The organism is Achromobacter sp., from assembly GCF_049647645.1.
Taxonomy (GTDB): Bacteria; Pseudomonadota; Gammaproteobacteria; order Burkholderiales; family Burkholderiaceae_B; genus Achromobacter.
Genome location: NZ_JBARYB010000104.1, coordinates 1 through 6384 on the forward strand (window position 1 = coordinate 1; position 6384 = coordinate 6384).

Annotated in this window: 4 protein-coding genes and 1 pseudogene; all 5 read left to right on the forward strand. The window is 67.9% G+C overall.

The annotated features are described in order from the left end of the window. Positions 1–1204 (forward strand): CmpA/NrtA family ABC transporter substrate-binding protein (locus WBB14_RS12660; RefSeq protein WP_424240128.1); only part of this gene is annotated, 1204 nt, incomplete at its 5' end. A gap of 25 nt (positions 1205–1229) precedes the next feature. Continuing rightward, entirely contained in the window at positions 1230–2060 is an 831-nt protein-coding gene (gene ntrB, locus WBB14_RS12665; RefSeq protein WP_424240129.1) for a nitrate ABC transporter permease, read from the forward strand. 4 nt (positions 2061–2064) lie between these two features. Continuing rightward, positions 2065–2940, forward strand: coding sequence for an ABC transporter ATP-binding protein (locus tag WBB14_RS12670; protein WP_424240130.1), 876 nt, complete (start codon positions 2065–2067; stop codon positions 2938–2940). 8 nt (positions 2941–2948) lie between these two features. Beyond that, positions 2949–4163 (forward strand): annotated as a pseudogene (locus WBB14_RS12675) (NAD(P)/FAD-dependent oxidoreductase); the annotation flags it as partial. 21 nt (positions 4164–4184) lie between these two features. Beyond that, positions 4185–6384 (forward strand): molybdopterin oxidoreductase family protein (locus WBB14_RS12680; protein ID WP_424240131.1); only part of this gene is annotated, 2200 nt, incomplete at its 3' end.

Sequence of the window (6384 nt, forward strand, 5' to 3'; positions counted from 1 at the left end):
CGCGGTGGCCGGCGCCAGCCTGCTGTCGCTGGTCGACCCGCTGGTGCGCGCCGGCGCCTGGGCCGCCGGCACCGACGCGCCCGAGAAGACCGAGGTCAGGATCGGCTTCATTCCGCTGACCGATTGCGCCTCGGTCGTGATGGCCTCGGTGCTGGGCCTGGACAAGAAGCACGGCGTGACGATCACGCCTTCCAAGGAAGCTTCCTGGGCCGCCGTGCGCGACAAGCTCATGAACGGCGAGCTGGACATGGCGCACGTGCTGTACGGCATGGTCTACGGCGTGCATATGGGCATAGGCGGGCCGAAGAAGGACATGGCCGTGCTGATGAGCCTGAACCAGAATGGCCAGGCCATCACGCTGTCGAACAAGCTGCTGGAAGCGGGCGTGCGCGACGGCGAATCGCTGGCGAAGCTGATGGCGTCCGACAAGCGCGAATACACCTTCGCCCAGACCTTCCCCACCGGCACGCACGCGATGTGGCTGTACTACTGGCTGGCGTCCTACGGCATCCACCCCATGAAGGACGCCAAGGTCATTACCGTGCCGCCGCCGCAAATGGTGGCCAATATGCGCGTGGGAAATATGGACGGCTATTGCGTGGGCGAGCCCTGGGGGGCGCGCGCCATCCTGGACAAGATCGGCTACACCGCGGTCACCTCGCAGGGCATCTGGACGGACCATCCCGAGAAAGTGCTGGGCACGAGCGCGGACTTCGTGTCGCGCCATCCGAACACCGCGCGCGCGGTCACGGCCGCGATACTCGAGGCGGGTAAATGGATCGACGCCTCGCCCGCCAACCGCCAGAAAACCGCCGAGACCATCGCGGCCAAGTCCTACGTCAACACCGACGCCAGCGGCATCGTCGACCGCATGCTGGGCCGCTACGAGGACGGGCTGGGCAAGCGCTGGACCGACGAGCATGCCATGCGCTTTTACGCCGATGGTTCGGCCAACTTCCCATACCTGAGCGACGGCATGTGGTTCCTGACGCAGCACAAGCGTTGGGGGCTGCTCAAAGAGCATCCGGATTACCTGGCGATGGCCAAACAGATCAACCGCATCGACCTCTACAAGCAGGCCGCGCAGGCCGCCGGCGTGCCACAGCCGGCCAACGAGATGCGCAGCTCGAAACTCATCGACGGCGTGGTCTGGGACGGCAGCAACCCCGCGGCCTACGCCGACGGATTCAAGGTCCAGGCCTGAGCGCCGATACAGAAAGGGGCATGCGATGTCTAGCGTAACGAGTATGAGCGGCGGCGATGAGTTCATCGCCCTCTGGCGCGAACGCCTGGAGTCCGCGCTGCGGGCCGTGGCGGGGCCCGTGGCGGGCTTCGCCTTGTTTGTGCTGGTGTGGCAGGTGGTGGCGATGCGGATACCGGAAATCCCCACGCCCGGCGTCACCTGGCGTGCGGCGGTGGAACTCTTTTCCGATCCGTTCTACGACAACGGCCCCAATGACAAAGGCATAGGCTGGAACTTGCTGGCGTCGCTGGAACGCGTGGCGATCGGCTTCGGCCTGGCCGCGCTGATCGGGATTCCGGCGGGCTTCGCCATCGGCCGCTATGCAGCGGTGCGGGCCATGTTCTCGCCCATCGTCAGCCTGCTGCGGCCGGTGTCGCCGCTGGCCTGGCTGCCGCTGGGACTGTTGCTGTTCAAGGCGGCCAACCCGGCCGCCATCTGGGCCATTTTCATCTGTTCGATCTGGCCCATGATCATCAACACCGCGGTCGGCGTATCGCGCGTGCCGCAGGACTACCTGAACGTGGCGCGGGTACTGAATCTGTCCGAATGGAAGGTGACCACCAAGGTGCTGTTGCCTGCGGTGCTGCCCTACATGCTGACCGGCGTGCGCCTGTCCATCGGCACCGCCTGGCTGGTGATCGTGGCGGCGGAGATGTTGACCGGCGGCACCGGCATCGGCTTCTGGCTCTGGGACGAATGGAACAACCTGAAGGTGGAGCACATCGTCATCGCCATCTTCGTGATCGGCATCGTGGGGCTGCTGCTGGAAACCTTGCTGGTCGCCCTGGCCCGCCGTTTCACCTATACCGAGGAATAGCGCCATGAAAAAACACGTACGCATCGAACGCGTGGGCCAGACGTTCAACACCCGCAAGGGCGCATTCGTGGCGCTGCGCGACATCGACCTGACCGTGGAGCAGGGCGAGTTCATCACGCTGATCGGCCATTCCGGCTGCGGCAAATCGACCCTGCTCAATCTCATCGCCGGCTTGACCCGCCCCACCAGCGGCGTGCTGCTGTGCGCGGAGCGCGAGATCACCGGCCCGGGCCCGGACCGCGCCGTGGTGTTCCAGAACCATTCGCTGCTGCCGTGGCTGAGCTGCTTCCAGAACGTGTACCTGGCGGTGGAACGGGTGTTCGGCGCGACCGAAAAGCGCGCGCAGCTGAACGAGCGCACGCGCGCCGCGCTCGAACTGGTGGGCCTGCTGCCGGCGCAGAACAAGCTGCCGCGCGAGATCTCTGGCGGTATGAAGCAGCGCGTGGGCATCGCCCGGGCGCTGGCGATCGAGCCGGGCGTGTTGCTGATGGACGAGCCCTTCGGCGCACTCGATGCGCTGACTCGCGCGCACCTGCAGGACGAGTTGCTGAAGATCGTCGCCAAGACGCGCACCACCACCATCATGGTCACGCACGACGTGGATGAAGCCGTGCTGCTGTCCGACCGCATCGTGATGCTGACCAACGGCCCGGCCGCGACCATCGGCGAGATCCTGCCAGTGCCCTTGCCTCGTCCGCGCGACCGCGTGCGGCTGGCCAATGACGCGGACTATCTGGCATGCCGCGCGGCGGTGGTGGACTTTCTGCATCGCCGCCATGGCAATCCGGAGCGTTCGCAGGCGGCGATCCAGGCCAATGCGGCCGTGGCGGCGGCCCCGGAGCCGCTTGCCGAGGCCGCCGCATCGCGCGCAGCCGCCTAGGGGGCGCCATGGGTGCGAAGCAGAAACTGGTGGTGGTCGGCAACGGCATGGCGGGCATGCGCACGCTGGAAGAACTGCTGAAGCTGGCGCCCGATCTGTACGAGATCACGGTATTCGGTGCCGAGCCGTATCCCAACTACAACCGCATCCTGCTGTCGCCGGTGCTGACCGGCGAACAGACCTTGCGGGACATCGTGCTCAATGACGAGGACTGGTACGTCCGCCACGGCATCCGCCTGCTGCTCAAACGCAAGGTGGTCGCCGTGAATCGCGCGCGCCGGATGGTGCTGGCCGATGATGGCACCGAGGCGCCCTATGACCGGCTGCTGTTGGCCACGGGCTCGAACCCATTCATCCTGCCGGTGCCGGGCAGCGACCTGGACGGCGTTATCGCCTTTCGCGACATCGGCGACGTGAACCGGATGATAGAGGCGTCGTCGCGCTACCGGCACGCGGTGGTGGTAGGCGGAGGCCTGCTGGGCTTGGAAGCCGCCAATGGCCTGGCCGCGCGCGGCATGGAAGTGTCGGTGGTGCATCTGGGGGAAACGCTGCTGGATCGGCAACTGGACGGAGGCGCCGCGGCCATGCTGCGCCGCGGCCTGGAGGCGCGCGGCCTGAAGTTCCTGCTGGGGCGCCAGACCCGTGAGATCCTGGGCGGCGGCGACGGGCGGGTGCGCGCGCTGCGCTTCGCGGATGGGGAAGAAGTACCGGCGGAGCTGGTGGTGATGGCGGTGGGCGTCAGGCCGAACACCGAGCTGGCCGAGCGTTGCGGGCTGCATGTGAACCGCGGGGTGGTGGTCAGCGATACCTTGCAGACTTATGATCCGCGCGTCTATGCGGTGGGCGAATGCGTGAGCCATCGCGGCACCGCCTACGGGCTGGTCGCGCCCTTGTACGAACAGGCGAAAGTGGCGGCCAACCATCTGGCGCTGCATGGCATCGGCCGCTACGAAGGCAGCGTGACCTCGACCCGGCTCAAGGTCACCGGCATTGACCTGTTTTCCGCCGGCGATTTCGCGGGAGGCCAGCAGACCGAGTCGATCACGCTGGCCGATACCCCCGGCGGCGTCTACAAGAAACTGGTGATCCGCGACGACAGGCTGGTGGGCGCCTGCCTGTATGGCGATACGGCGGACAGCGCCTGGTATGCGCGGCTGATCCGCGAGGGCCGGCGCATCGGCGCCCTGCGTGAGCGGCTCATGCACGGCGAAGGCGCGGCGGGGCAATAGGGAATGGATGCCCCCATGGCTGGCCGGATCGATATCGTGGACACGGCGCCGCAAGGCGTGCGTGAAGTGGCGTCAGTATGCTGCTATTGCGGCACCGGCTGCGGCGTGCGGGTGGAGACGCGCGACGGCGCCGTGCTGCGCGTGCGCGGCGACGCGCAACATCCCGCCAATCGCGGCAAGCTGTGCAGCAAGGGGCTGGCGTTGGCGGACACGGTGCGGCGCGACGGCGCGCGCGTGCTGTCGGCGCAATGGCGCGAGACGCGGGCCGAGCCGATGCGCGCCATCGCGCTGGATCAGGCGCTGGACATGGTGGCGGCCAGGCTGGCCGATACCATTGCGCGGCACGGTCCCGATGCAGTGGGTTTCTATCTGTCGGGACAACTGCTGACGGAGGACTACGCGGTCTTCAACAAGCTGGCGCGCGCGCTGGCCGGCACCAACAATATCGACACCAATTCGCGCCTGTGCATGTCCAGCGCGGTGTCGGGCTACAAGCGCACCTTGGGCGCGGACGCGCCGCCCGCCTGCTACGACGACCTGGACCTGGCGGACACGGTGCTGATCGCCGGTTCCAACATGGCGTATGCGCATCCCGTGCTGTTCCGGCGGCTGGAGGCCGCGCGGGCGCTGCGTCCCGGAATGAAGGTGATCGTGGTGGACCCCCGGCGCACCGATACCGCGGCGTTCGCCGATCTGCACTTGCAGCTGGCGCCAGGCACCGACGTGGCCCTGTTCCACGCCATGCTCAATGTCATGGAGCAGGAGGGCTTGCTGGACCAGGGCTATATCCAGCGCCATACCGAGGGCTTTGAGTCGCTGATGCAGCGAGCGCGGCAGTACACGCCGCGCGCGGCGCAGCAGATCTGCGGCGTGCCGGCAGCGGACATCGTCCAGGCGGCGCGCTGGTTCGGCGCGGCGGGCGCGGCGCTGTCGCTCTACACCATGGGCTTGAACCAGTCGACCAGCGGCACGGACAAGAATGCCGCGCTGATACATCTGCACCTGGCGACCGGGCAGATCGGCAAGCCGGGCGCCGGGCCGTTTTCGCTGACGGGGCAACCCAACGCGATGGGCGGCCGGGAAGCGGGCGGCATGGCTACGCTGCTGCCGGGCCACCGCGATCCCGCATCGGCCGCGGATCGCGAGGAAACCGCCGCGCTGTGGGGCGTGGACGCCCTGCCGCAAGCGCCGGGCGCCACCGCGCTGGAGATGTTCGACGCGGTGCTGGAAGGGCGCATCAAAGTGCTGTGGATCGCGGCCACCAATCCGGCGCAGTCCCTGCCCGACCAGGCGCGGGTGCGGGCTGCGCTGGAGTGCGCCGAGTTCGTGATCGTGCAGGAGGCGTTCGCAGGCACAGAAACCCTGGCCTACGCCGACCTGGTGCTGCCCGCCGCCACCTGGCCCGAGAAATCCGGCACCGTGACCAATTCGGAACGGCGCATCAGCCGGGTATGTGCGGCGATCGATCCGCCGGGAGACGCGCAGCCGGACTGGCGGCTGGCCCAGGCGGTCGCGCTGCGCCTGGCTGCGCGGATGGCCCCGGAAAAGGCGCCGTTGTTCGCCTATCGGGATGAAAGCGAGGTCTTTGCCGAGCACGCCCGTACTACGGCAGGCCGGGACCTGGACTACAGCGAGCTGGATTACGCGACGCTACACGCGCATGGCCCGCAGCAATGGCCCTACCGCCTGGGGCAGGGCACGGCGCGCCTGTATGCCGACGGCGTGTTCCCCACTGCCAGCGGACGTGCGCGTTTCTGCGACTTGGACTACCGCCCGGTCGCCGAAGCCGCCACGCCGGAGTATCCGCTGCGGCTCACCACCGGCCGGCTGCGCGACCACTGGCACACCATGGCGCGCACGTCCCTGGCCCGCGCGCTGACGCAGCATGTCGAGGAACCCTGGGTGTCCATGCATCCCGACGACATGCGCCGGTTGAGGCTGGAACCCGGCACGCTGGCCAGGTTGGCATCGCGCCGGGGTAGTGTGGTGCTACCCGTGCAGGCGGACGATGCGCTGATGCCGGGACAAGTATTCCTGCCCATGCATTGGGGCAGCGCCTATATGGCCGGACAGGGGGTGAATGCGCTGACCAATCCGGCCGCCGATCCCATTTCACGCCAGCCCGAACTCAAGCACTGTGCCGTGTCCGCGGAACCGGCCGGCCTGGCGTGGCAGGCCGCCGGCTGGCTGCAGGGCGACGGCGCCACGCTGCGCG

Excerpts from the sequence above, each read along its gene's own strand:
- ntrB (WP_424240129.1), top strand. The coding sequence starts at position 1,230 with ATGTCTAGCGTAACGAGTATGAGCGGCGGCGATGAGTTCATCGCCCTC.
- WBB14_RS12670 (WP_424240130.1), top strand. The coding sequence starts at position 2,065 with ATGAAAAAACACGTACGCATCGAACGCGTGGGCCAGACGTTCAACACC.